This window comes from Streptomyces sp. NPDC057950, assembly GCF_042887295.1.
GTDB classification, from domain to species: domain Bacteria; phylum Actinomycetota; class Actinomycetes; order Streptomycetales; family Streptomycetaceae; genus Streptomyces; species Streptomyces kaempferi.
In genome coordinates this window covers 153,417-174,548 of sequence record NZ_JBHVPP010000021.1, presented here as the reverse complement: position 1 = coordinate 174,548, position 21,132 = coordinate 153,417, and the positions used below count along the sequence as shown (strand labels likewise).

The 21,132-nt window shown below is 70.0% G+C and carries 21 protein-coding genes and 4 tRNA genes; 6 read left to right on the top strand and 19 right to left on the bottom strand.

From position 1 onward, the window contains the following. Positions 1-82: 82 nt before the first annotated feature. The 3 genes from nusG to ACFVTC_RS31210 form a co-directional block, all read right to left on the bottom strand. Positions 83-997 (bottom strand): transcription termination/antitermination protein NusG, encoded by a 915-nt coding sequence (gene nusG / locus ACFVTC_RS31220; protein ID WP_390131822.1) that lies wholly within the window; start codon positions 995-997, stop codon positions 83-85. Positions 998-1,074: 77 nt separating this feature from the next. Further along, complete coding sequence (secE, locus tag ACFVTC_RS31215; RefSeq protein ID WP_153289137.1) at positions 1,075-1,356, bottom strand: preprotein translocase subunit SecE; 282 nt, start codon at positions 1,354-1,356, stop codon at positions 1,075-1,077. 109 nt (positions 1,357-1,465) lie between these two features. Continuing rightward, positions 1,466-1,538: transfer RNA gene (locus ACFVTC_RS31210), tRNA-Trp, on the bottom strand. Positions 1,539-1,787: 249 nt separating this feature from the next. Here ACFVTC_RS31210 and ACFVTC_RS31205 point away from each other — a divergent pair. Beyond that, positions 1,788-3,014: a pyridoxal phosphate-dependent aminotransferase gene (locus ACFVTC_RS31205; RefSeq protein WP_390131821.1), complete on the top strand. Its 1,227-nt coding sequence runs from the start codon at positions 1,788-1,790 to the stop codon at positions 3,012-3,014. Between the two features lie 161 nt (positions 3,015-3,175). After that, a complete protein-coding gene (locus tag ACFVTC_RS31200) occupies positions 3,176-4,216 on the top strand; it encodes an adenosine deaminase (RefSeq protein WP_390131820.1) in 1,041 nt (346 codons plus the stop codon). A 464-nt stretch (positions 4,217-4,680) separates the two neighbouring features. Here ACFVTC_RS31200 and ACFVTC_RS31195 read toward each other — a convergent pair whose 3' ends face one another. The 8 genes from ACFVTC_RS31195 to ACFVTC_RS31160 all read right to left on the bottom strand — a co-directional run bounded on the left by ACFVTC_RS31195 (position 4,681) and on the right by ACFVTC_RS31160 (position 10,080). After that, positions 4,681-5,736 carry a UDP-N-acetylmuramate dehydrogenase gene (locus ACFVTC_RS31195; protein WP_390131819.1) on the bottom strand — a complete coding sequence of 352 codons (1,056 nt, stop codon included), beginning with the start codon at positions 5,734-5,736 and terminating at the stop codon, positions 4,681-4,683. A gap of 262 nt (positions 5,737-5,998) precedes the next feature. Further along, a complete protein-coding gene (locus ACFVTC_RS31190; protein WP_390131818.1) occupies positions 5,999-7,450 on the bottom strand; it encodes a DHA2 family efflux MFS transporter permease subunit in 1,452 nt (483 codons plus the stop codon). 97 nt (positions 7,451-7,547) lie between these two features. Beyond that, entirely contained in the window at positions 7,548-8,126 is a 579-nt protein-coding gene (locus tag ACFVTC_RS31185; RefSeq protein WP_390131817.1) for a TetR/AcrR family transcriptional regulator, read from the bottom strand. Between the two features lie 423 nt (positions 8,127-8,549). Beyond that, positions 8,550-8,978, bottom strand: coding sequence for a MaoC family dehydratase (locus ACFVTC_RS31180; RefSeq protein WP_390131816.1), 429 nt, complete (start codon positions 8,976-8,978; stop codon positions 8,550-8,552). Between the two features lie 2 nt (positions 8,979-8,980). Next, positions 8,981-9,427 (bottom strand): MaoC family dehydratase N-terminal domain-containing protein, encoded by a 447-nt coding sequence (locus ACFVTC_RS31175; protein WP_168529603.1) that lies wholly within the window; start codon positions 9,425-9,427, stop codon positions 8,981-8,983. A gap of 200 nt (positions 9,428-9,627) precedes the next feature. Beyond that, entirely contained in the window at positions 9,628-9,792 is a 165-nt protein-coding gene (rpmG, locus tag ACFVTC_RS31170) for a 50S ribosomal protein L33 (protein WP_003948671.1), read from the bottom strand. A 96-nt stretch (positions 9,793-9,888) separates the two neighbouring features. Beyond that, positions 9,889-9,961: transfer RNA gene (locus tag ACFVTC_RS31165), tRNA-Met, on the bottom strand. A gap of 46 nt (positions 9,962-10,007) precedes the next feature. Beyond that, positions 10,008-10,080 (bottom strand) — tRNA-Thr (locus ACFVTC_RS31160). A gap of 387 nt (positions 10,081-10,467) precedes the next feature. Between ACFVTC_RS31160 and ACFVTC_RS31155 the strand changes: the two genes are divergently transcribed. Both ACFVTC_RS31155 and ACFVTC_RS31150 read left to right on the top strand, forming a co-directional pair. Next, entirely contained in the window at positions 10,468-11,721 is a 1,254-nt protein-coding gene (locus tag ACFVTC_RS31155; protein ID WP_390131815.1) for an amidohydrolase family protein, read from the top strand. A gap of 169 nt (positions 11,722-11,890) precedes the next feature. Continuing rightward, on the top strand, positions 11,891-12,586 hold the full coding sequence (locus ACFVTC_RS31150; protein ID WP_390131814.1) for an SDR family oxidoreductase: 696 nt from the start codon (positions 11,891-11,893) through the stop codon (positions 12,584-12,586). A gap of 191 nt (positions 12,587-12,777) precedes the next feature. On the opposite strand, the gene ACFVTC_RS31145 is transcribed toward ACFVTC_RS31150, so the two are convergent. Continuing rightward, positions 12,778-12,990, bottom strand: a complete 213-nt coding sequence (locus tag ACFVTC_RS31145; RefSeq protein ID WP_168529599.1) for a hypothetical protein — start codon at positions 12,988-12,990, stop codon at positions 12,778-12,780. Between the two features lie 125 nt (positions 12,991-13,115). Then, positions 13,116-13,197: transfer RNA gene (locus ACFVTC_RS31140), tRNA-Tyr, on the bottom strand. 201 nt (positions 13,198-13,398) lie between these two features. Between ACFVTC_RS31140 and ACFVTC_RS31135 the strand changes: the two genes are divergently transcribed. Further along, on the top strand, positions 13,399-13,887 hold the full coding sequence (locus tag ACFVTC_RS31135; RefSeq protein ID WP_153289149.1) for a YajQ family cyclic di-GMP-binding protein: 489 nt from the start codon (positions 13,399-13,401) through the stop codon (positions 13,885-13,887). Between the two features lie 109 nt (positions 13,888-13,996). Here the strand turns inward: ACFVTC_RS31135 and ACFVTC_RS31130 are convergent, their stop codons facing one another. Continuing rightward, complete coding sequence (locus tag ACFVTC_RS31130; protein WP_153289150.1) at positions 13,997-14,263, bottom strand: GlsB/YeaQ/YmgE family stress response membrane protein; 267 nt, start codon at positions 14,261-14,263, stop codon at positions 13,997-13,999. A 173-nt stretch (positions 14,264-14,436) separates the two neighbouring features. On the opposite strand from ACFVTC_RS31130, the gene ACFVTC_RS31125 reads away from it, so the two are divergent. Then, entirely contained in the window at positions 14,437-15,681 is a 1,245-nt protein-coding gene (locus ACFVTC_RS31125; protein WP_390131813.1) for an APC family permease, read from the top strand. A gap of 191 nt (positions 15,682-15,872) precedes the next feature. On the opposite strand, the gene ACFVTC_RS31120 is transcribed toward ACFVTC_RS31125, so the two are convergent. The 5 genes from ACFVTC_RS31120 to ACFVTC_RS31100 form a co-directional block, all read right to left on the bottom strand. Further along, positions 15,873-16,439 carry an SMI1/KNR4 family protein gene (locus ACFVTC_RS31120; RefSeq protein WP_390131812.1) on the bottom strand — a complete coding sequence of 189 codons (567 nt, stop codon included), beginning with the start codon at positions 16,437-16,439 and terminating at the stop codon, positions 15,873-15,875. Positions 16,440-16,562: 123 nt separating this feature from the next. Further along, the gene (locus tag ACFVTC_RS31115) at positions 16,563-16,955 is read right to left on the bottom strand and encodes a YccF domain-containing protein (protein WP_390131811.1); all 393 of its coding nucleotides are present in this window, start codon (positions 16,953-16,955) and stop codon (positions 16,563-16,565) included. Further along, complete coding sequence (gene htpX, locus ACFVTC_RS31110) at positions 16,952-17,815, bottom strand: zinc metalloprotease HtpX (RefSeq protein WP_168529590.1); 864 nt, start codon at positions 17,813-17,815, stop codon at positions 16,952-16,954. The genes ACFVTC_RS31115 and htpX overlap by 4 nt, the downstream gene beginning before the upstream one ends. Positions 17,816-18,055: 240 nt before the next feature. Beyond that, entirely contained in the window at positions 18,056-19,555 is a 1,500-nt protein-coding gene (locus ACFVTC_RS31105) for an NADH-quinone oxidoreductase subunit N (RefSeq protein WP_390131810.1), read from the bottom strand. Continuing rightward, entirely contained in the window at positions 19,552-21,129 is a 1,578-nt protein-coding gene (locus tag ACFVTC_RS31100; RefSeq protein ID WP_390131809.1) for an NADH-quinone oxidoreductase subunit M, read from the bottom strand. Before ACFVTC_RS31100 ends, ACFVTC_RS31105 begins: the two co-directional genes overlap by 4 nt. Positions 21,130-21,132 lie beyond the last annotated feature (3 nt).

The following is a 21,132-nucleotide window of genomic DNA, read 5'->3' as shown; positions in this document are numbered from 1 at the left end:
TATGCGGGGCCAAAAACCGAGCAGGTCAGACGGGCTGCGTGAGCCCGTCTGACCTGTTCGGAAGACGTACGTCCAGAAGCCGCTAGTTCTTCTGGATCTGGTCGAAGGAGAGCTCGACCGGGGTCTCGCGGCCGAAGATCTCGACGAGGCCCTTGACCTTCTTCGAGTCGGCGTTGATCTCGTTGATGGTCGCCTGCAGCGTGGCGAACGGGCCGTCGGTGACGGTGACCGAGTCGCCGACCTCGAAGTCCAGCACCTGGACCTCGACCTTGCGCTGCGGAGCGGGCTTGCCCTCGGCCTCGGCGGCCTCACGCGCGGCCTTCTCCTCGGCCTCCGGGGCGAGCATCTTGACGATCTCGTCCAGGGTCAGCGGGTACGGGTCGTAGGCGTTGCCCACGAAGCCGGTGACGCCGGGAGTGTTACGGACGACGCCCCAGGACTCGTTCGTCAGGTCCATGCGCACCAGCACGTAGCCGGGGAGCTTGTTCTGGCGGATGGTCTTGCGCTCGCCGTTCTTGATCTGCGCGACCTCTTCCTGCGGCACCTCGGCCTGGAAGATGAAGTCCTCGACGTTCAGCGAGACGGCACGCTGCTCGAGGTTGGTCTTCACGCGGTTCTCGTAACCGGCGTAGGTGTGGATGACGTACCACTCGCCGGGGAGGGCACGGAGCTCCTCCCGGAGGGCCTCGACGGGGTCGACGGGCTCGGCCGGCTCGGCCTCCGCCTCATCGGCGTCCTCGTCCGCCGCGCCTTCGGCGTTCTCGGCGTCTTCGGTGTTCTCAACGTTCTCGGCGAGAGCGTCCGCGGGGACGTCCTCGTCCTCGACGTCCTCACCGGACTCGTCCTCGACGTGCAGGGCCGTTTCCTCGGCGGGCTCGCCGGCGGCGGCATCGGCAGCCTCGAACTCGTCCACGACGTCCGCTCCCTCGACGATGTCGAGCTCGTCGTCAACGGACTCGACCGACTCGCTGGCGTCGTTCAGGTTCGGGTCAGACACGGTGGCTGCTTCTTCCTGGATACATGGGGGTGGAACACGCGAAAGGGGCGCCGGTGACGGCGCCCTTCGCTCTCGGCTCAGCCGAAGACGTACTTGGCGGCGTGGTTGAGCCCATAGTCAATCACGGTCACCAGGCCAATCATGATGACGACGAAGACGATCACCACTGTGGTGTACGTCGTCAGCTGATTGCGAGTCGGCCAGACGACCTTGCGGAGCTCCGCGACGATCTGGCGATAGAAGGTGGCGAGGCGCTTCAGCGGGCCCTTCTTGGCACGCTTACCACCCTTGCGGGCCTTCTTCTTGGACTCGGGTGCCTCGGCATCAGGCATGTCGATGGAGCCCACGGCGTCCGTCACTCGTCCTCACCTGATTCCGGGTCGTGGCCGCGCCGCGCCCGGTTGAGCCGCACGGCGGTGCATTGCAGTACGTACATGCGTGCACACATCCTGGCGAAGGAGTGTGTAGCAGGGCCGGAGGGACTTGAACCCCCAACCGCTGGTTTTGGAGACCAGTGCTCTACCAATTGAGCTACGACCCTTTGGTTTTCCCTCAACGTACCGCATCCGACCGAGTGCTCGCTGTGCGCACGGTGGGCGCGGCCGGTGAAGGCCAACGAGGTGAGAGTGTACGTGGTCCGGGGCCGGTCGTCGAACAGAAAGTGTCCGTAAGGGCTTTGCCCGTCGGAGATCGACCGGTGGGCCCCGCGCGTCCGGACTGGTGTTCTCAAGCTGTTCAGTCTGTGAAACCCGCGTGCCGCGGGTGTTTCCGGTCTGAAACGATGGGCCTCATGAGCGCTGCAACCCCTCCCACCGAGCGCCGGGTCTCCGCCCGAGTCGGCGCGATCTCCGAGTCCGCCACTCTCGCCGTGGACGCCAAGGCCAAGGCCCTCAAGGCCGCCGGGCGGCCGGTGATCGGCTTCGGCGCCGGTGAGCCCGACTTCCCGACCCCGGACTACATCGTCCAGGCCGCCATCGAGGCCTGCTCGAACCCGAAGTACCACCGCTACACGCCGGCCGGCGGCCTGCCCGAGCTGAAGGCCGCCATCGCCGCCAAGACCCTGCGCGACTCCGGCTACGAGGTGGAGGCCGCCCAGGTCCTGGTGACCAACGGCGGCAAGCAGGCCATCTACGAGGCCTTCGCCGCCATCCTCGACCCGGGCGACGAGGTCATCGTCCCGGCTCCCTACTGGACGACCTACCCGGAGTCCATCCGTCTGGCCGGCGGTGTCCCGGTCGAGGTCGTCGCCGACGAGACCACCGGCTACCGCGTGTCGGTCGAGCAGCTGGAGGCCGCCCGCACCGAGCACACCAAGGTGCTGCTCTTCGTCTCCCCGTCCAACCCGACGGGCGCGGTCTACACCCGCGAGCAGGTCGAGGAGATCGGCCGCTGGGCCGCCGACAAGGGCCTGTGGGTCCTGACCGACGAGATCTACGAGCACCTGGTCTACGGCGACGCCGAGTTCCACTCCGTGCCCGTGGTGGTGCCCGAGCTCGCCGACAAGTGCATCGTCGTCAACGGCGTGGCGAAGACGTACGCCATGACCGGCTGGCGCGTGGGCTGGGTCATCGGCCCCAAGGACGTCATCAAGGCCGCGACCAACCTCCAGTCGCACGCCACCTCGAACGTGTCCAACGTGGCCCAGGTGGCCGCCCTGGCCGCCGTCTCCGGCGACCTGACGGCCGTGGCCGAGATGCGCGAGGCATTCGACCGCCGCCGCAAGACCATCGTGCGCATGCTCAACGAGATCGAGGGCGTCCTGTGCCCCGAGCCCGAGGGCGCCTTCTACGCGTACCCCTCGGTCAAGGCCCTGCTCGGCAAGGAGATCCGCGGCAGGCGCCCCCAGGACACGGTGGAACTGGCCGCGCTCATCCTGGAGGAGTCCGAGGTCGCGGTCGTCCCGGGCGAGGCCTTCGGTACGCCGGGATATCTGCGTCTGTCGTACGCCCTGGGTGACGAGGATCTCGTCGAGGGCGTCAGCCGGATCCAGAAGCTGCTGGCCGAGGCGCAGGACTGACATACCCCGACGCCTCACGTCGTACGTTTCGCGTTTCTCGCGCTCCACGCGCGTGTGCGGGCCGTTTCCCCCCGGGGAGACGGCCCGCTTCTTCGTGCGAGCAAGACCACTAAAGGGGAAAGCGCTACCGGGACGACCCGGACGTGCGGCAGGATCCTGGAATGGAGCGCGTACGTGATCTCTCTGAACTGCCGAAAGCCCATCTGCACCTGCACTTCACCGGTTCGATGCGGCCGACCACCCTGCTGGAACTGGCCGACAAGTACGGCGTCCGGCTGCCCGAGGCGCTGACCGAGGCGCTGACCGGCGGGGAACCGCCGAAACTGCGGGCGACCGACGAGCGCGGGTGGTTCCGCTTCCAGCGGCTGTACGACGCGGCACGGTCCTGCCTCAGAGAGCCCGACGACATCCGGCGGCTGGTGCGCGAGGCCGCCGAGGAGGACATCAAGGACGGCTCCGGGTGGCTGGAGATCCAGGTCGACCCGACCTCGTACGCGCCTCGCCTGGGCGGGCTCATCCCGGCGCTGGAGATCATCCTGGACGCGGTGGACTCGGCCGTGCGCGAGACCGGCATCGGGATGCGGGTCCTGGTGGCCGCGAACCGTATGAAGCACCCCCTGGACGCCCGCACGCTCGCCCGGCTCGCGGTGCGCTACGCGGACCGGGGCGTCGTCGGTTTCGGACTGTCGAACGACGAGCGGCGGGGCATGGCGCGCGACTTCGACCGGGCCTTCGCGATCGCGCGTGAGGGCGGACTGTTGTCCGCGCCGCACGGCGGCGAACTGGCCGGTCCCACCTCGGTCCGCGACTGCCTGGACGACCTGCACGCCACCCGGATCGGGCACGGGGTGCGCGCCGCCGAGAACCCGCGGCTGCTCGCGCGGCTCGCGGAGCGCGGCATCACCTGCGAGGTGTGCCCGGCGTCGAACGTCGCCCTGGGCGTGTACGAGAAGGCGGAGGACATCCCCCTGCGCACGCTCTTCGAGGCCGGCGTCCCGATGGCCCTCGGCGCCGACGACCCGCTCCTGTTCGGCTCCCGGCTCGCCGCCCAGTACGAGCTGGCGCGCCACCACCACGGCTTCACGGACGCCGAACTGGCCGAGCTGGCCCGCCAGTCCGTACGGGGGTCGGCGGCGCCCCAGGACGTCAGGGGGAAGTTGCTGGCCGGCATCGACGACTGGCTGGCCGCCCCGGTCGCCTGAAGCGGCCGCGGGGCGGACACGCCTGGAACGGAAGGCACCCGGGAATTCGGCCGAGGGGAACCGGCGTGGGCCGACTGCTGGTGGTGAGCGTGGGACCGATCGGCCCCGGCCCCGAGGGCGCCTCTGTCGCCGAGCGCGCCACGCGGGCCCTGATCTCGGTGATCGCCCCTGAGCGGGCAGCTCCCGACCGTCGTCCGGTACGACCGTGCCGTCCGGTACGACGTGCCGTCCGGTACGACCGTTTCATCGCGCGCGCCGACGTGGCGCACGCGATCTCGGCGTGGCGCACGCGATGTCGGCGTGGCGCACGCGATGTCGGCGTGGCGCACGCGATGTCGGCGTGGCGCACGCGATGTCGGCGTGGCGCACGCGATGTCGGTGATGATCACCGACACGGGGGCGGTGAAGCAGGGGGTGGGCGTGGGTATCGCCTACTGGGCCGACGCGAATCGGCCCGACACGGCCTAGAGGCGCACGCCGACCGTCACCGGTTCGTTGACCAGGGTGATCCCGAAGGCGTCACGCACCCCGGCGACGACCTCCCGGGCCAGCGCGAGGAGGTCCTCGGTGGTGGCCCGGCCGCGGTTGGTGAGGGCCAGTGTGTGCTTGGTGGAGATCCGGGCGGGCCCGGAGCCGTACCCCTTGGTGAATCCTGACTTGTCGATCAGCCAGGCCGCGGACGTCTTGGTGTGTCCTTCGCCAGCCGGGTAGGCGGGCGGCACGACGTCGAAGCCGAGTCGCCGCGTCACGCGCGCGTGGAACGCGGCGAACTCCTCGTCGGTGAGGATCGGATTGGTGAAGAACGACCCGGCGGACCAGGTGTCGTGGTCCTCGGGGTCGAGCACCATGCCCTTGCCGGAGCGCAGCTTCAGGACGGTCTCGCGAGCGGCGGTGAGGGGCACGCGGTCGCCGGGCTCCACGCCCAGCGCGCGGGCCGTCTCGGCGTACTTGACCGGTGCCGACAGCCCCGCCGCGTCCTCCAGCTCGAAACGGACGCGCAGCACGACATGACGCTCCGGGTCGGCCTTGAAGCGGCTGTGGCGGTAGGAGAAGGCGCAGTCGGCGTTCGTGAGGGTGACCGTCTCGCGCGTCTTCCGGTCGTACGCGATCACTTCGGTGATGGTCGACGACACTTCCTGGCCGTACGCGCCGACGTTCTGGATCGGGGTCGCGCCTGCGGAACCGGGGATGCCGGCGAGGCACTCGACGCCCGCGAGTCCGGCCTCGACGGTGCGGGCGACCGCGTCGCTCCACACCTCGCCCGCGGCCAGCTCCAGCCCCGTCCCGTCGAGCGCGAACCCGCTCGTCGCGATGCGCAGGGCGGTTCCGGCGAAGCCGTCGTCGCCGATGACGAGGTTCGATCCGCCGCCGATCAGCAGCAGCGGGGCACCGGTGTCGTCGGCCTCGCGGACCGCGGCGATCACCTCGGCGTCGGTCGTGGCGGTGATCAGCCGGGTCGCGGGCCCCCCGAGCCGGAAGGTGGTCAACGGGGCGAGCGGGGCGTCGTGGAGTTCCTGCACGCGCCCAAGACTACGAGAAGGCTGGGCGCTCCCGGCCCGCGGTACGCGCGGTGCGCGCCGTGCGGACGGCGGGCCACCGCTCGCGTCGACGGATTGCATGCGCAGGGCGCGGGACGGACGGCGTGCGGCGCTGGCGTGCGGCGTGCGGGGCTGGCGTGCGGCGTGCGGGGCTGGCGTGCGGCGTGCGAACGGCCCCGCCGAGGAGGCGGGGCCGTTTCATGTCGTACGGGCCGCGGGGTCGTACGGGCCGCGGGCAGGCGGTTCAGCGGGAGGCGGTCTCCAGGGCCGGGGTGAGGATGGGGACCGGGCCCTCGGCCACGGTCTGCGACCGCGCCGCACGCCGTGCCGACGGGATGAGCAGCACCGCGACTCCCGCCAGGGCGACCATCGCGGAGCCCACCACCAGTGCGGGCCGCAGGCCGTCCACGAAGGTCTTCGCCGTCTCGTAGCCGCCCTGCGCGGAGAAGATCGACGACATCACCGCGATGCCGAGCGCGCCGCCCACCTCGCGCAGCGCGTTGTTGGCGCCGGAGGCGATGCCCTGCTCCTGCGGACGGACGCTGGACATGACCAGGTTGGACGCCGGAGCGAAGTACAGGGACATCCCGATGCCGCTGATGATCAGGGCGGGCAGCTGCTCGGCGTACGAGACGTCGGCGGCGACCACCACGGCGTAGTAGGCGAGCCCGACGGCTTGCAGGAAGAGGCCGGTGGCGACCACGGGGCGTCCGCCGACGCGGTCGGAGAGGTAGCCGGCGATCGGCGCGACGAGCATCGGCATACCGGTCCAGGGCAGCATCCGCAGCCCCGCCTCGGTGGGCGAGTAGCCGAGGACGCCCTGCATGTACTGGCTGAGAAGGAAGATCGAGCCGAACATCCCGAGGAACATCAGCAGGCTCGCGGCGTTGATCCCGGCGAAGGCGCGGGAGCGGAACAGCCGCATCGGCAGCATCGGGTTCTTCGCCCGGATGCCGTGCAGGACGAAGGCGGTGAGCAGCGCGGCGCCGGCGAGCAGGCCGGTCAGTACGACCGGGCTGGTCCAGCCGTCGGCGGGTCCGCGGACCAGGCCGTAGACGATTCCGAAGAGGCCGCCACTGGCGAGCAGTGTGCCGGGGATGTCGAGCCGGGCACCGGCGCCGTGGGACTCGGCCAGCCGCAGCCGGGCGAGCGGGAGGAGGGCGAGGCCCAGCGGAACGTTCAGCCAGAAGATCCAGTGCCAGGACACGTGTTCGGTGAGGCTGCCTCCGATGAGGGGCCCGGAAGCGACCGCGAGTCCGTTCACGGCCCCCCAGATCCCGTACGCCATCCCGCGCCTGACGGCCGGCACGGCGGCCGTCAGCAGGGTCAGCGTCAGCGGCATCATGATGGCGGCGCCGACGCCCTGGACCGCGCGGGCGGCGATCAGCGAGTCGATGCCGGGGGCCATGGCCGCGGCCGCGGAGGCGCCGGTGAAGACGGAGAGACCGACGAGGAAGAGCCGGCGGCGGCCGAAGCGGTCACCCAGCGCCGCGCCGAACATCAGCAGGACGGCGAAGGTGAGCGTGTACGCGCTCACCGTCCATTCCAGGTCGTCCAGCGCTCCCCCCAGGTCCTTGCGGATGGAGGGCAGCGCGGTCGTGACGACGAGATTGTCGAGAGCCGCCATGAATCCGGCGACGCTGGTGATGACGAGGGCCCAGGTGGCTCCCCCGCGCCGTGCTGTCTGCTGTGACATCGCTCCCCCAAGAGTGATTCACTCGAGTTGATTAGTTATTGATGACTAACTTTCGCGCTCATGAAAAGGCGAGACCCGCCGCCTTCCCCATGAACGTCTATCCGCCCGAAGCCCCGGCGCGTCCGGCCACTCGCGCCTCCGGATAGATCCCTTCCCAGACCCGGTGGCCGGCCGGAAACCCCATGGCCACGAAGCAGTTGATGAGCATCCCGTACGCCAGGAAGTTCGTCGTCTCACCCACGTCGGCCCCGAGCGGCAGATGAACCGTGTCCCACAGCCGCGTCCAGCCGCCCCGCACCGCCTCGCCGAACTCCCGGTCGCCCGCCTCCTCGGCGGCCGCCACCGCGGTGTACGTCTGCATCTGCATGAGCAGCCGCTCCGGATGCTCCGCGATGACCCGCGTGTACGCGGTCGCCATGGAGTGCAGGGCCTCCTCGCCCTCCAGCCCCTCGGAGGCATCCTCGAAGGTGCGGCGGATGTCCTCGAGACAGCGTTCGGCCGCCGCGAGGAAGATCGCCTTCTTGCCCGGGAAGAGCCGGAAGAGGTACGGCTGCGAGACGCCCACACGCTTGGCGATCGCCTCGGTGGAGGTGCCGTAGTAGCCGCCGCGGGCGAACTCGCTGATCGCCGCGCGGATGACGCTTTCGCGCCTGTCCTCTGCGCTCATCCTGACCATGCGAGAAAGTTAGTACTCAATCACTAACTACGTCAAGAGGGTTCTGGGAATGGGGCGGAACGTGTCCCGTGGGGCTCGTGGGGCCCGGTGTGACGCGTGCGGGGCGCGCAGCGAAGTGAGCGGGGCGCGCCGTGAGCCGAGCGGTGGGGGCCGCGAGCCGAGCGGTGGGGGCCGCGGACTGAGAGCCGTGGGGCCGCGAGTCGCATGGTGAGGCGTGCCGGTGAGGACGGGTAAGGGGCGTCCGCTAGGGACGGACGCCCCTTACCGCTGCCGGATGGCGGCTGCCGGATGCCGGTCGCAAGTCACCGGTCGTTAGTCGCCGGTTGCTGACTGCCGGTCGACGGTCACGTCGCCGGTGCCGGTCGCCGGTCGGCCCGGACATACGAGCCGCCGCCGGAACCGAACCGGTCGCCCGACCCGCCGTCAGGCCAGTCGTACGACCGCTCGCGACATGCCCAGGACCTTCTGGCCCGCGCTCATGGCGGTGAGGTCGACGCGGACGGTGTTGTCGTCCAGCTTGGCCCCGACCTTGGCGCTGACCTCGACGGTCGCCCCCTTGTCGTCGTTCGGCACGACGACGGGCTTGGTGAACCGCACGCCGTACTCGACCACCGCGCCCGGGTCGCCGACCCAGTCGGTGACGACGCGGATCGCCTCGGCCATGGTGAACATGCCGTGCGCGATGACGTCGGGGAGACCGACCTCGACCGCGAACTTCTCGTTCCAGTGGATCGGGTTGAAGTCCCCGGACGCGCCCGCGTACCGCACGAGTGTGGCGCGAGTCACGGAGAAGGTCTGGGGCGGCAGCTCCGTACCGACCTCGACGTCACCGTAGGTAATCTTCGCCGCCATGATCAGCCCTCCGCCCGCGCCACGAGTTTGGTGATGGCCGTCACCACGTGCTCGCCCGTCTCGTCGTGGACCTCACCCCGGATGTCCAGGATGTCGTTGCCGGCCATGGACTTGATCGCCTCGATGGTCGAGGTGACCGTGAGCCGGTCGCCCGCGCGCACCGGGCGGGTGTAGGCGAACTTCTGGTCACCGTGCACCACGCGGCTGTAGTCGAGACCCAGCTGGGGGTCCTCGACGACCTGCCCCGCGGCCTTGAAGGTGATGGCGAACACGAAGGTCGGGGGGGCGATCACATCGGCGTGCCCGAGCGCCTTGGCGGCTTCCGGGTCCGTGTACACCGGGTTGGTGTCCCCCACGGCTTCCGCGAATTCGCGGATCTTCTCCCGGCCCACCTCATAGGGCTCGGTGGGCGGGTAGGACCGCCCCACGAAGGACTGGTCGAGCGCCATGGGCCCGGAACCTCCTGGTCTTCAGCCGGTGCGGCGTCTGCCGCGGTGCAGCGGATCCCGGCCGGTGTCCGGCGCCGTCGCTACGGCACGCGGAACTGGCCGGCGGCCGATGCCGGGCGTTCGACACGCCCGGCATCCGACCGTTGAACGACGCGAGGCCGCCCCCGTTACTGGGGACGGCCTCGTGTACGAGCCTGAAATTATCGCGTTTCGCGGTGCGCGGTGTGCGCGTTGCAACGCGGGCAGTGCTTCTTCATCTCCAGTCGGTCCGGGTTGTTACGCCGGTTCTTCTTGGTGATGTAGTTCCGCTCCTTGCACTCCACGCAGGCCAGCGTGATCTTCGGGCGGACGTCGGTGGCAGCCACAGGAGTGCTCCTTGACGAACGGATGGGACATTAAGACGTTTAACGCATAGAAGAGTAGCCGATCGAAGGACCGACCCCACAATCGGCTACTGTCTGTAGCGGTGACCGGACTTGAACCGGTGACACAGCGATTATGAGCCGCTTGCTCTACCGACTGAGCTACACCGCTGTGATGCGATCGGACCCCGTCTCGCGACGGGGACCTCCCACACCAGAGCCCCAATACGGAATCGAACCGTAGACCTTCTCCTTACCATGGAGACGCTCTACCGACTGAGCTATTGGGGCGAGCGATGAAGACATTACACGCTCGCCCGCCGATCGCCCAAATCCGTTTCGCGGCACCCGCCCCGGCCTGTTCCCGGCCGCTTCCCGACCGCTCGGCGGCCCGTCTCCCACCCGTTCCTCACGCCCCTCGCGGACGGTGCGCCACACCCGCGACACACGGATCTCACGCCCCCCGCGTCACGACGCATCCCCAGGTCCGGGGCCCTCTCCCGAGCGAGGGACCACACCGGTACGACTATTGCGCTCCTCCCCGACGAGAGCGGGTCGCCACCCTAGGCTCGACCCACACTGCGTGATCTTGACCGCCTACCCTCCGTCACTGAACCGTCCGCGACAGCACTCTCCGCAACCGACTCCCCGCAGTCGCCCCCGAGCCCCAGGAGCGCGATGCCCGACAGTCAGTCGCAGCCGCCCCACTCCTCGTCCTCCCCCTGCGGGCGGACCGACACCGCCACCCTGTTGCTGTGCGGAGCGCGGCTCACCGACGGCCGGACCGTGGACGTGCGGCTCGGCGGCGGGCGCATCGAGGCGGTCGGCACCGCGGGCAGCCTGGCGACGGAGTCCTCCGGAGCACGGACCCCGAAGGTGGACCTCGACGGCCATCTGCTCCTGCCGGCCCCCGCCGAACCCCACGCACACGGCGACACGGCCCTGACGGCCGAGGGCGACGGCCCGGTCTCGTACGACCCGCACGAGGTCCAGCGCCGGGCCACCGAGGCCGCGTTGCTGCAGCTCGCGCACGGGGCGACGGCACTGCGCTCGCACGTGCGCGTCGGCGACGTACAGGGGCTCGGCGCACTGGACGCGGTGCTCCAGGCACGGCGGGCGCTGCGAGGGCTCACCGAACTGTCGGTGGTGGCGATGCCGCGCGTACTCAGCGGGATCGCCGGGGCCGACGGTCTCGCGATGCTGCGGGACGCCGTGAAGATGGGCGCCTCGGTGGTGGGCGGCTGCCCGGATGCCGACCCCGATCCGACGGGGTACGTGGAGGCGGTCCTCGAACTCGCCTCCGAGTACGGCTGCCCGGTCGACCTGCACACGGACGCCACCGACGCCGCCCGGCTCGGACGGCTCGCGGCGATGGCGGGCGGGCTGCGGTCCGGGGTGACGCTGAGCCCGTGCGCCGGGCTCGGCCGGCTGCACGCCGGGGCGGCCGCCCTGGCGGCCGACCAACTCGCCGCAGCGGGCGTCACCGTGGTGTGCCTGCCGCAGGGCGGCTGCGGGGCTTCGGAGCGTCGCGGGACGGCCCCGGTACGGCTGTTGCGGGCTGCCGGAGTACGGGTCGTGGCGGGCGGCGGCGCACTGCGGGACGTGGCGAACCCGGTGGGCCGCGGGGACCCCCTGGACACGGCGTACCTGCTGGCCTCGCGGTACGGGCTGCGCCCCGAGGACGCCTACGACGCCGTGAGTTCCGGGGCGCGATGCGCGCTCGGGCTGCCCGAGGTGCGCGTGGAGGCGGGATTCCCGGCCGAGTTGCTCGCGGTGCGCGGGGACGGGCTCGCGGGAGCGCTGTCGCTCGCGTACAGCCGGATCGTGGTGCACCGGGGGCGCGTGGTGGCGCGGACCAGCGCTGTGCGTGAGTACTGCGACTCGGTGGTGGGCCTGGACCTGCCACGGCAGGGCTACGGGGATCCCTCTTGAGCGACTCTCGATCTTTCGGACCCTCAGAAGCGTTCCGCTGAACGTGCGTTGGGAATCGGGACACGGGGCGCGAGAAGCGAGAGGCGAGAAGCGGAAAAGGCCCGCCCTTCTCGTGTCCGATCACCCGTTCGCAAGATCACTCTCGTGACCGGTGAGTTGTCCACAGGTCATGCGGCGAACGCGTGCGTCCGGGCGTACGGTCGGAAACATGCGCATTGTCATCGCTGGAGGTCATGGTCAGATCGCGCTGCGGCTGGAGCGCCTGCTCGCCGCACGCGGTGACGAGGTCGCGGGGATCATCCGCCGCGCCGAGCAGGGCGACGATCTGCGGGCGGCCGGTGCGGAACCGGTTCTGTGCGATCTGGAGTCGGCCTCGGTGGAGGAGGTCGCGGCACATCTGCGGGGTGCGGACGCGGCCGTCTTCGCGGCGGGCGCGGGGCCGGGCAGCGGCACGGCCCGCAAGGACACGGTGGACCGCGGCGCCGCGGTCCTGTTCGCGGACGCGGCGGAGCAGGCGGGCGTGCGGCGCTACGTGGTCGTGTCCTCCATGGGCGCGGACGCGTCCCATCGGGGCGACGAGGTGTTCGACGCGTACCTGCGCGCCAAGGGCGAGGCCGACGAGTACGTGCGCGGCCGTACGGCCCTGGAGTGGACGATCGTGCGTCCCGGCGGCCTGATCGACGACGCCGGAACGGGCCTCGTACGCCTGGAGGCCTCGACCGGCCGCGGCACGGTTCCGCGCGACGACGTCGCGGCCGTCCTCGCGGAGCTGGTGGACACACCGGCCACGGCCGGGCTGACCTTGGAGCTGATCAGCGGTTCGACGCCCGTCTCGGTGTCGGTCAAGTCAGTGGCTGGGAACTGACCGCGTACGCCCATCCGGGCCGCGGAAAGGGGACAGGGATCCGGGACGCGGAACCGGAACGGGGAACTGGTCGCCTGTCCCGGGCTCCCGGTGTTCCGATGTCCCGGGCTCCCGGGCTCCCGGTGTTCCGACGTCCCTGTGTCCCAGGTCGCCGCCAGGCTGTCTGCGGCGCGTGGCCGGAACCGAACCGTTCAGAACAGCGGGAGCTGACCGGGGAACTCCGCGACGACGTAACCGTCCAGTGCCGGCTGTGCGGCCCCCAACTGCGCCTGCCTGCGCGAGCCGGGACACGAGACCAGTTCCCCGTTGCCCCGCGCGCCCGGCGGATCGTGACGGGCGAACCGTCCGGCGACAACGGCGATCTCCCGGCGGCACTCGGGGCAGTTCCTGCGACGCGACGACATGAGATCAGTGTGCCCTCGCGACACCCGGCCGTAGGGACAGCAGCCGCCGCGAGCACACGGGCCCGACAACGAAGAAACCCCCTCTGATCTGCTTCAAAGCAAATCAGAGGGGGTTTACCTTCATGTGGCGGCGCCAGGATTCGAACCTGGGAAGGCGAAGCCGGCAGATTTACAGTCTGCTCCCTTTGGCCGCTCGGGCACACCGCCGGGGTCGCTGCCCTGAGACCGCTTTTCGGCGGTGCTCTCTGGCAACGACGTAAACGATACCTGATGCCCAGGGGTGCTCCGCCACCCGATTGATCTGCGCTCGAAGGGGAGCGGGTGACTAGGCTTATGCGGATGCGGCCGGGGGCCTACGCCGGGCTCGACCGCCGCCCCTACGCACCCCGATACAAGGAGCCACAGGACATGGCCGACTCCAGTTTCGACATCGTCTCGAAGGTCGAGCGGCAGGAGGTCGACAACGCCCTCAACCAGACCGCCAAGGAGATCTCGCAGCGCTACGACTTCAAGAACGTCGGTGCCGCCATCTCCTGGTCCGGCGAGAAGATCCTCATGGAGGCGAACTCCGAGGAGCGGGTGAAGGCCATCCTCGACGTGTTCCAGACCAAGCTGATCAAGCGCGGCATCTCGCTGAAGTCGCTGGACGCCGGTGAGCCGCAGCTCTCCGGCAAGGAGTACAAGATCTTCGCGTCGATCGAGGAGGGCATCTCCCAGGAGAACGCGAAGAAGGTGGCAAAGATCATCCGTGATGAGGGCCCGAAGGGCGTGAAGGCTCAGGTGCAGGGCGAGGAGCTGCGCGTCAGCTCGAAGAGCCGTGACGACCTGCAGGCCGTCCAGGCCCTGCTCAAGGGCAAGGACTTCGACTTCGCACTGCAGTACGTGAACTACCGGTAGTCGTCGGTCCGTTGCGCGTGCGGCGCGTGCGACCGCGTGTACGAGGAAGGGTGGGCGCCCGGAGTGCCCACCCTTCGCGTCTGCCGGCCGCGGTCCCAGGGACGCGCGGTCAGCGGCGCGAGTCGCCGAACAGGATGCGGTAGAGGATCAGCAGGACGAGCGAGCCGCCGATCGCCGCCGCCCACGTGGCACCGTCGTAGAAGTGTTTGCTGACCGGGTGGTCCAACCAGCGCGCGGATATCCAGCCGCCCAGGAATGCCCCCGTGACCCCGATGAGGGTCGTGCCGATGAAACCGCCCGGGTCACGACCCGGCAGCAGGAATTTGGCGATGGCTCCGGCCAACAGTCCCAGAATGATCCAGCTGATGATGCTCATGCCCTGAACCTGCCTCTCCGCGCTGTGCCTGTGCTGTCCTCCTGCTCCGGCCTGGCCGTGTCCATGCCTTTCACTTCGAGCAGTCGGTGGTGGATACCGGTGTTCGTGGCGCGTTGCCGGGGAGGACGCCTGGTCGGCACCGGGTGGTTGCAACGATCAATAGGGTGCGGCACATGACACACTCCGGTTCTTCTCTGCGGCGCACGCTGGGCACGGTGGACGCCGTGGTCGTCGGCCTCGGCGCGATGGTCGGAGCGGGGATCTTCGCGGCGCTCGGCCCCGCGGCGAGGGCGGCCGGTTCGGGGCTGCTTCTCGGGCTCGCGGTCGCCGCCGTGGTCGCTTACTGCAACGCGATGTCCTCGGCGCGGCTGGCCGCCCTGTATCCCGCCTCCGGCGGCACCTATGTGTACGGGCGCGAGCGGCTCGGAGCCTTCTGGGGGTATCTGGCGGGCTGGTCGTTCGTCGTCGGGAAGACGGCCTCCTGCGCGGCGATGGCGCTCACCGTCGGCGCGTACGTCTGGCCGGAGCAGGCGCACGCGGTGGCGGTCGCGGCCGTGGTGGCCCTCACCGCGGTGAACTACGGCGGCGTGCAGAAGTCCGCCTGGCTGACGCGGGCGATCGTGGCGGTGGTCCTCGCGGTCCTCGCTTCCGTGGTGGTCGTATGTCTCGGCTCGGGCGCCTCCGACGCCGGACGGCTGGAGGTCGGGGTCTCCGACGGCGTGGGCGGCGTGCTCCAGGCGGCAGGGCTGCTGTTCTTCGCCTTCGCGGGGTACGCGCGGATCGCCACGCTCGGGGAGGAGGTTCGGGATCCCGCACGCACCATTCCCCGCGCGATCCCTACGGCACTGGGCATCACGCTGGTGGTGTACGCGGCGGTCGCGGTTTCGGTCCTTTCTGTGCTGGGTCCGCACGGGCTCGGGCAGGCTCCGGCGCCCCTCGCCGACGCGGTACGGGCGGCCGGTGTGCCGGGTCTCGTGCCGGTGGTGCGGATTGGTGCGGCCGTCGCGGCGCTGGGTTCCCTCCTCGCTCTGATCCTGGGTGTGTCACGGACGACGCTGGCCATGGCCCGCGACCGTCATCTGCCGGGTGCCCTGGCCGCCGTGCATCCCCGCTTCCACGTGCCGCACCGGGCGGAGCTGGCCGTGGGCGCGGTGGTGGCGGCGCTGGCCGCGACGGTGGACGTCCGGGGTGCGATCGGGTTCTCCTCCTTCGGTGTGCTGGCGTACTACGCGGTGGCCAACGCGGCCGCCTGGACGCTGAGGCCGACTCCGGTGGCGCGGGTCGTTCCGGTCGTGGGATTCGTCGGATGCGTGACGCTGGCGTTCGCCCTGCCCTGGGTTTCCGTGGTCGTGGGTGCGGCCGTACTGGGGGTCGGCGCGGCCGCGTACGGCGTGCGGAAGAGAGTGGCTTCGCAGTAGTCGCGGGCGCGGGCCGCCGCCGACTGTCGGTCGTTGCTTGTCGGTCGTTGCGGTCGTTGCTTGTCGATCAACAGTTGTCGGTCGACGGTTGTCGGTCGTCGGTCGCGGTGGCTCGAGGGCGGAGGAGCGGCAGGGCTGGGAAAGGGTGGACCTGGGAAGCGGTGCAGCCCCGCTCGTCGCAAGGCGAACTGCTACGAGGTCGGTGCCGCCGTCGTGCGGGTGCGGAAGTCGGGCCAAGGGGACAGGTCCGCGTCGTCGCTGGACTCCTCGTACCAGCCAGTGCCTTCCAGCCAGATACGCAGCCATGCCTCGAGGTCGGGTGCGTCCACGTACCACGCGTGGTCGGCCTCGTCGGCGTTCGGCTCGAACAGCAGGACCGTGGCCCGGGGGCTGCGGCAGTCCACGCACGCGTACATCCCGCAGCCCCAGTGGGATATCGGCAGGACGCCCTCTGGCCAGGGCCAGTCCGGGTCCTTGCGTCCGCTCTCGCGGTGCGCGAGGTACTGCGGGACGGCGGCCGGCTCACCGGACGGGGAGCCGTCGAGCAGCGGCAGCAGACCGTACTCCGGGCCGAATCCGCCGTCCCCTATCCGCAGATAGAGCGTGGCGAGCAGGGGCGGCAGCGCGAAGCCCAGGGCGGCCTCGGCACGGACGACCGACGCCGCGTCCACGGGCTCGGGGAGCGAAGGCCAGCCCCACGGACGGGTGTTGTGGGCCTCCGTGCCGACCCTTGCCAGCAACTGCTCGATTTCGGTCATGGATTCATGATGCAGCGCGCCACCGACATTCGGGCAGCCTGTGGATAACCCTCTGACGGGGATGGACAGCCTTCGCGGGCGACGCGGGCACCGACGCGCTCTTCGCCGCGCGCCGGGAGGGGCCTAACGTGCAGCGAACGGCTGGTCAGTCCGCACGATTTCGCGGCCCAGCGGGAGCAGCGAGACCGGGATGAGCTTGAAGTTGGCGATGCCGAAGGGGATGCCGATGATCGTGACGCACAGCAGGACGCCGGTGACGATGTGGGCGAGGGCGAGCCACCAGCCGGCGAGGACCAGCCACAGGACGTTGCCGACGCAGGAGGGCGCGCCCGCGTCCTGACGCTCCACCGTCGTATAGCCGAAGGGCCACAGGGCGTAGACGCCGATACGGAAGGCGGCGATGCCAAAGGGAATGCCGATGATCGTGACGCACAGGAGCACGCCCGCGGCGAGGTACGCGAGAAACAGCCAGAAGCCGCTCAGGACGAGCCAAATGACGTTCAGAATTGTCTTCATCGCTGGCGACCTGCCATCTGCTCGAGCCGGGAGATGCGCTCCGCCATGGGCGGGTGCGTGGAGAACATCTTCGACATTCCCTGCCCGGGACGGAAGGGGTTCGCGATCATCATGTGACTCGCCGTCTCGATGCGCGGCTCCGGGGGCAGGGGCAGTTGCTTGGTGCCCGCGTCGAGCTTGCGCAGGGCGCTCGCGAGGGCCAGGGGGTCGCCGGTGAGCTGGGCGCCGGAGGCGTCCGCCTCGTACTCCCTGGAGCGGCTGATGGCGAGCTGGATGAGGGACGCGGCGAGCGGGCCCAGGATCATGATCAGCAGCATGCCGAGAATGCCGGGGCCTTCGTCGTCGTTCGAACGTCCGATCGGGATCAGCCAGGCGAAATTGACCAGGAACATGATCACGGAGGCGAGGGCGCCCGCGACCGACGAGATCAGGATGTCGCGGTTGTAGACATGGCTGAGTTCGTGGCCGATGACACCGCGCAGCTCGCGCTCGTCCAGGATGCGCAGAATTCCTTCGGTACAGCACACCGCCGCGTTGCGTGGATTGCGGCCCGTCGCGAACGCGTTCGGTGCCTCCGTCGGTGAGATGTACAGGCGCGGCATGGGCTGGCGGGCCTGGGTCGAGAGCTCGCGGACCATGCGGTACAGCGCCGGGGCCTCGAACTCGCTCACCGGGCGCGCGCGCATCGCGCGTAGAGCCAGTTTGTCGCTGTTCCAGTACGCGTACGCGTTCGTCCCGATCGCGATGAACAGCGCGACGACGAGGCCGGTACGCCCGAAGAAGCTGCCGATGACGATGATGAGTGCGGACAGTCCCCCGAGGAGTACGGCGGTCCTGAGCCCGTTGTGCCGGCGGTGCACGGTACGCCCTCCAAGTGGTGCGGCAGGGGAACCCTTTGCTTGTCGAATGTGCTCTGCTTCCACTCTTCAGTGGACCCTCCCGTACTGGTCAACGCCAGGCGGGGAGCACTAGTTCCCTTGTGCGCACGGCGGCGCGTGTCGGCCGTCCGGGTGACTGCCGACGCCATCCCACGCGTCGGAGGCTCCTGCGTGCCGCGCGCGTGGACCCCACGACCGCCGCACGCGGGCGCCACGGGAGCGTCAGAACAAGCTGGTCGCCGAGAAGCGCAGGATCAGTTGGGGCGCCCCGGAAAGGGCGATGCCCAGGACCGCCGTCAGAGCGATCGCCGCGGTCAGCGGGGCCGGTGCCGGGTGCCTCGCGGCCTCGCCATCGGGGGCGCGGAAGAGCAGGGTCGTCCATTGGAGGTAGTAGAAGAGCGCGATGACGACGTTCACGGCCATGACCACGGCGAGCCAGCCGAGTCCCGCGTCGACGGCCGCCGAGAAGACGGTGACCTTGGCGAAGAGCCCGATGATGCCCGGTGGCAGTCCTGCCAGGCAGAGCAGGAAGAAACCGAGGAGGAGGGCCGAGAGGGGGCTCTCCGCGTACAGGCCCCGGTAGTCGCTGATGCGGTTCAGGGGCCTTGTGCGGGCGACGAGGGCGGCCACCGCGAAGGCGCCGAGGTTCACGGCCGCGTACATCAGGGCGTACGCGACGGTGGAGCCGATGGCCTTCTCGGCGTCCTTGGAGTAGGCGGCGGACGCGATCGGCACCAGGAGGTACCCGGCCTGGCCGACCGAGGACCAGGCGAGCAGCCGTACCGCGCTCTGCGCGCGGGTGGCCCGCTGCCGCAGGGCGCCGACGTTGCCGACGGTCATGGTGAGGGCGGCCAGCGCGGCGAGCGCCGGGCCCCAGACGTCCGCGTAGGACGGGAAGGCGACGACGGTGACGAGGATCAGTCCGGAGAAGCCGACCGCCTTGCCGACGACCGACAGGTAGGCGGCGATCGGCAGGGGCGCCCCCACATAGGTGTCGGGCACCCAGAAGTGGAAGGGCACGGCGGCCGTCTTGAAGGCGAAGCCGACGAGGGTGAGGACGACGCCGGCCTGGGCGAGCGTGTGGAACTGTCCGTCGACGTGCTGGATCCTGTCCGCGATCCGGGTGAGGTAGAGGGTCCCGGTGGTGGCGTAGACGAAGCTGACGCCCATGAGGCTCACGGCGGTGGCGGTGACCGAGGACAGGAAGAACTTCAGGGCCGCTTCGGAGGACTTCTTGTCGCCGTGCTTGATGCCGACGAGCGCGAAGGCGGGCAGTGAGGCGACTTCCAGGGCGACGATGAGGGTCGCGAGGTCCCGGGAGGCGGGCAGCAGGGCGGCGCCCGCGGCGGAGGAGAGCAGCAGGAACCAGTACTCCCCCTCGGGCAGTCCCTTGTCGGCGTCCTTCAGTGCGGTGACCGAGAGGAGCGCGGCCAGGAGGGCTCCGCCGAGGACGAGGAGCTGGATGACGAGCGTGAAGCGGTCCGCCGTGTAGCTGCACAGGCGGGTGTCGCCCGTCAGGCAGAAGGTGGCGCGGTCGCCGCCGCGGAGGGGCAGCAGCATGAGCGCGGAGGCGGCGAGTCCGGCGACCGAGACCCAGCCGAGGAGCGCCTTCCTGCCGTCGCCCACGAAGAGGTCGGCGACGAGCACGACGAGTCCGACGACCGCGGTGATGGTGGGCGGCGCGATCGCGAGCCAGTCGACGGACTGGACCATGGAGCTCATCGGGTGCCTCCTGCGAGGAGCTGCTGTACGGCCGGGTCGGTCAGCCCGAGGAGGGCCTTGGGCCAGAGGCCGGCGACGACGGTGAGGACGACGAGCGGCGTCCAGGCCGCGAACTCGTAGCTGTGGACGTCGGCGAGCTTCGGGGTCTCCGGCCGCGGGGTCGCGCCCATGCACACCCGGCGTACGACGAGGAGCATGTACGCGGCGGTGAGGAGGGTGCCGAAGGCGGCGATGGCCATGAAGGTCAGGAACGCCGGACGGCTGAGGTCGTCGGCGGGCTTGAACGCGCCGAACAGCGCCAGCATCTCGCCCCAGAACCCGGCGAGGCCCGGCAGTCCGAGCGAGGCGACGGCGCCGAAGGCGAGCAGCCCGCCGAGCCGTGGGGCCTTGCCGTACAGCGCGGCTCCGGTCTCCTCGGCGAGGCTGTCGAGGTCGGTCGTGCCCGTACGGTCCTTCAGCGCCCCGACGAGGAAGAAGAGCAGGCCGGTGATCAGGCCGTGGGCGATGTTGGCGAACAGCGCGCCGTTCACTCCGGTCGGGGTCATGGTGGCGATGCCGAGCAGGACGAAGCCCATGTGGCCGACGGACGAGTAGGCGATGAGCCGCTTGAGATCGCCCTTCGCACCCTGTTTGACCAGGGCCAGACAGGCCAGGGATCCGTAGATGATCCCGACCACGGCGAAGGCGGCGAGGTAGGGGGCGAAGGTGTGCAGGCCGTCCGGTGCGATCGGCAGCAGGATCCGGACGAAACCGTACGTGCCCATCTTCAGCAGCACACCGGCCAGCAGTACCGAGCCGACGGTGGGCGCGGCGGTGTGCGCGTCCGGCAGCCAGCTGTGCAGCGGCCACATCGGCGTCTTGACCGCAAGCCCGATCCCGATCGCCAAAACGGCGATGACCTGCACGGACGTGGTCAGCGACCGGCCGTTGTCAGTGGCGAGTGCCACCATGTCGAACGTGCCCGCCTTGATTCCGATCAGGAGCAGGCCCAGCAGCATCACGACCGACCCGAGCAGGGTGAAGAGGATGAACTTCCAGGCGGCCGCCTGGCGCTGTGCACCGCCCCAGCGGGCGATGAGGAAGTACATCGGGATGAGCACCATCTCGAACGCGAGGAAGAACAGCAGCAGATCGAGGACGGCGAAGGTCGCGAGGGTGCCGGACTCGAGCACGAGGACGAGTGCGACGAATGCCTTCGGGGTCGGGCCCGCGGGCATCTTGAAGTAGCTGTACAGCGCGCAGAGGAAGGTCAGCAGCGCGGTCAGGACCAGAAGGGGGAGGGAAATGCCGTCGGTGCCGAGGTGGATCCGCACGTCGAGTGCGGGGATCCAGCTGATGTCCGTCGTGGCCTGCATCTTCGACGGGTGGTCGTGGTCGAAACCGAGCGCGAGGACGATCGCCGCGATGAGCACCGCGCCGGTGACGATCACACCGTGCCGCAGCACGGCCTGCTCGGGCGACTTCCCCTTCAGTCCGGGCGGGGCCGGCAGCAGAGCGGCGGCGGCGCCGATGAGCGGGCCGACGACGATGAACGCCAGAAGGATCTGCATCACGGATTCACTGATATCGATCACGCC

Coding starts and splice junctions, on each gene's coding strand:
- ACFVTC_RS31205 (WP_390131821.1), top strand. CDS start 1,788: ATGAGCGCTGCAACCCCTCCCACCGAGCGCCGGGTCTCCGCCCGAGTC.
- ACFVTC_RS31200 (WP_390131820.1), top strand. CDS start 3,176: ATGGAGCGCGTACGTGATCTCTCTGAACTGCCGAAAGCCCATCTGCAC.
- ACFVTC_RS31190 (WP_390131818.1), bottom strand. CDS start 7,450: ATGTCACAGCAGACAGCACGGCGCGGGGGAGCCACCTGGGCCCTCGTC.
- ACFVTC_RS31185 (WP_390131817.1), bottom strand. CDS start 8,126: ATGGTCAGGATGAGCGCAGAGGACAGGCGCGAAAGCGTCATCCGCGCG.
- ACFVTC_RS31180 (WP_390131816.1), bottom strand. CDS start 8,978: ATGGCGGCGAAGATTACCTACGGTGACGTCGAGGTCGGTACGGAGCTG.
- ACFVTC_RS31175 (WP_168529603.1), bottom strand. CDS start 9,427: ATGGCGCTCGACCAGTCCTTCGTGGGGCGGTCCTACCCGCCCACCGAG.
- ACFVTC_RS31155 (WP_390131815.1), top strand. CDS start 10,468: ATGCCCGACAGTCAGTCGCAGCCGCCCCACTCCTCGTCCTCCCCCTGC.
- ACFVTC_RS31150 (WP_390131814.1), top strand. CDS start 11,891: ATGCGGCGAACGCGTGCGTCCGGGCGTACGGTCGGAAACATGCGCATT.
- ACFVTC_RS31145 (WP_168529599.1), bottom strand. CDS start 12,990: ATGTCGTCGCGTCGCAGGAACTGCCCCGAGTGCCGCCGGGAGATCGCC.
- ACFVTC_RS31135 (WP_153289149.1), top strand. CDS start 13,399: ATGGCCGACTCCAGTTTCGACATCGTCTCGAAGGTCGAGCGGCAGGAG.
- ACFVTC_RS31130 (WP_153289150.1), bottom strand. CDS start 14,263: ATGAGCATCATCAGCTGGATCATTCTGGGACTGTTGGCCGGAGCCATC.
- ACFVTC_RS31125 (WP_390131813.1), top strand. CDS start 14,437: ATGACACACTCCGGTTCTTCTCTGCGGCGCACGCTGGGCACGGTGGAC.
- ACFVTC_RS31120 (WP_390131812.1), bottom strand. CDS start 16,439: ATGACCGAAATCGAGCAGTTGCTGGCAAGGGTCGGCACGGAGGCCCAC.
- ACFVTC_RS31115 (WP_390131811.1), bottom strand. CDS start 16,955: ATGAAGACAATTCTGAACGTCATTTGGCTCGTCCTGAGCGGCTTCTGG.
- ACFVTC_RS31105 (WP_390131810.1), bottom strand. CDS start 19,555: ATGAGCTCCATGGTCCAGTCCGTCGACTGGCTCGCGATCGCGCCGCCC.